This is a genomic window from Rhodococcus sp. T2V (genome assembly GCF_029269925.1).
GTDB lineage: Bacteria > Actinomycetota > Actinomycetes > Mycobacteriales > Mycobacteriaceae > Rhodococcus_F > Rhodococcus_F koreensis.
Window position 1 is genome coordinate 1 of record NZ_JARJBD010000242.1, and the last position, 2,553, is coordinate 2,553.

2 protein-coding genes are annotated in these 2,553 nt (G+C 70.1%); both read right to left on the reverse strand.

The genetic code is table 11. The features are described from left to right. Positions 1 to 92 precede the first annotated feature (92 nt). Positions 93 to 884: an IS21-like element helper ATPase IstB gene (gene istB, locus P3H15_RS53545; RefSeq protein ID WP_276144750.1), complete on the reverse strand. Its 792-nt coding sequence runs from the start codon at positions 882 to 884 to the stop codon at positions 93 to 95. Further along, positions 881 to 2,428: an IS21 family transposase gene (gene istA / locus P3H15_RS53550; protein WP_276144751.1), complete on the reverse strand. Its 1,548-nt coding sequence runs from the start codon at positions 2,426 to 2,428 to the stop codon at positions 881 to 883. The genes istB and istA overlap by 4 nt, the downstream gene beginning before the upstream one ends. Between the last annotated feature and the right edge of the window lie 125 nt (positions 2,429 to 2,553).

Below are 2,553 nucleotides of genomic sequence, written 5' to 3' on the forward strand. Positions count from 1 at the left end.
GTGAGAATGACAACCCCATTTGGCCCCACTGTGCTGCTCTGATTTGGCCCCACCCCTGCTGGTGTTCGGTCACCGGCGGTGGGCCGGTGGGGTCAGGTGTTGGCTCCCTTCTTTCGGCTGGTGCTCAGGCGGTAGGAGGTGGTTCCGGTCTGGATGATGTGGGCGTTGAAAGTCAGTCGGTCCACGACGGCGGCGGCCAGGCGTGGGTCGGTGAAGGTGGCTCCCCACTCGCTGAAGGGCGCGTTGGAGGCGCAGGCGATGGAGGCGCGTTCCTCGCGGGCGGTGATGATCTGGAACAGCAGTTCGGCGCCGCGGGGGTCGAGGGTGACGTAGCCGACCTCGTCGAGGCAGAGCAGGTCCAGGCGTGCGTAGCGGCCCACGACTCGGGAGAGGTGTTTGTCGTCGGCGGCCTCGACCAGCTCGTTGACCAGGGCCGCGGTGGTGACGTAGCGGACTCGGCGGCCTTGTTCGGCGGCGGCGGTGCCCAGTGCGATGAGCAGGTGCGTCTTTCCGGTGCCGGAGTCGCCGAGCAGGACGAGGGGTTCGCCGGCGTCGATCCAGCCGCCTCCGGCCAGATGAGCGAGGGTGGCCGGGGGGAGGTCCGGCAGCCGGGAGGCGTCGAAGTCGGTGAGTCTCTTGGTGCGTGGGAACTTGGCTTCGTTGACCCGACGGATTCGGCGGCGGGCGTCACGTTCGTCGCATTCGGCGGTGAGGATTTCGGCGAGGAACGCCTTGTGGGACAGGCGTTGTTTGACCGCGGCCTCGGCGATCGGGAGGGCTTGGGCCCGCACGGTCGGCAGGGCCAGGGCCCGGCAGGCGGCGTGGATGGCGGCCTCGGCGGCGTGATCGGTCAGCGCGGTCACTGCCGTGGGTGTGGCGCTCATGCGGTTGCTCCGTTCAGGAGTTGGTCGTAGCCGGCCAGCGAGGGGGCGGAGCGCTCGTGGATGGCGTTGTCGGGCAAGGGAACCGGTGTCGGGACGGTGTGGGTGAACATCGAGCGTCGGGCCTCGACCGCGACCAGGTCGGGATCGAAGTTGCCGATCCCGATCGAGGCGCGCATGCCGGCGGTGACGGCGTCGGCGGGCAGGGTGCGGTGCAGCAGCAGCACCCCGACCAGGGACCGGGTTCCGGACGCGTCCCCGAGTTGTGCGCGAGCGGCCTCCCAGAAGCGTTGATGGACGGCGGTGAACGCACCGCTGGCGCGGGCGGAGGCCAGCGCGGTCGCCCCGGCCAGGGCCCCCGGTTTGCGGGTGAGGACCTCCAGGTAGTGGTCCAACACCAGGTCCTCGGTGCCCTTGTGCAGAGAGCGGGTGTGGGTCGCGACCACGTGTCCGGTGCTGCCCGGGGCCAGGATTCGGATGGTGGTGGCGCCCAGGCGAACCTCGAGCCGGCGGCCGGCGAACCGGGCCGGCACCGAGTAGTAGGACTGCCGAACACACACCCTTGCCTTGGCATCGACCCGGCACGACAGTGCGGCGGAGACGTCGAAACGCTCGTCCGGCAGTGGCCGCAGCAGCGGCATCTCCCGTTCCGCGGCCACGCCCACGGTCTCGGCGCGGGCCCCGATCCGGCGGGCGTCGTCGCGCGCGTCCGCGGCGGCCAGCGCCTCGTTGAGCGCCGCCAGCGATCCCACGTGCGGGACCGGGGTCAGGTGCCGGCGGCGGAACCGGCCGATCTCGCCCTCGACCCCACCCTTTTCGTGCGCCCCCTCGATTCCGGGAGCGCAGAAGAACGAGTCGTAGCCGTAGTGCGAGCGCAGCGCGATGAACCGGGGATGCTCGAACCGTTCCCGGCCGAGGGCGACCCGGATCACCGCGGGCTTGAGGTTGTCGTAGCGGATCATCCCGACCGGCACCCCGCCGAGCGCCTCGAACGCCCGGACGTGGCCGTCCAGGAACGATTCCTGGGACTGGTTGGCATAGGCGACGTGGACCGACTTGCCCGAGTGCGACAGCCGCAGGCAGAACATGAACAGCTTCATCACCATCCCGGCGATCACCGCGGTGAACTCCCCGAAGTCGACCTCGGCCTCCTGGGCCGGCGGATGGGTCTGCGGCACCATCACCGACTGCCCGGGACTGATCTCGGTGCGCAACCGGGCCACCAGGGCCCGGACACTGGACTCGGCCACGCTGGCTCCCTCCTCGTCGATCAGCCGCTGCCAGACCCGGCGCGCGGTATGTCGCTGCTTCCTCGGTGCGTCCAGGTCCTCGACCAGCCAGCGCCGGATCGTGGCCTCGTACCGGCCCAGCACCGGCGCCTCACGCACCGGGGTCTTCCGCGTCGGCGGCGTCGCGTCGGCGAGCGCCTGACGCACCGTGCGCCGGTGCACCCGGTGCTTGTCGGCGAGCGCCCGGATCGACATCCCTTCATCCCGGGCATCGCGTCGGATACGTTCGAACTGCTCCACTCTCGATCTCTCCTTCAACCCCTCGCCCTCTCGTGATCGCCTTGGCAGACGACACGAACGGTAGGGTCTGGTAGGTCGAGGGTGGGGCCACTTCAAGCCAGCACTACGGCTCCAGGTGGGGCCACTTCAGATTGGCACACTCA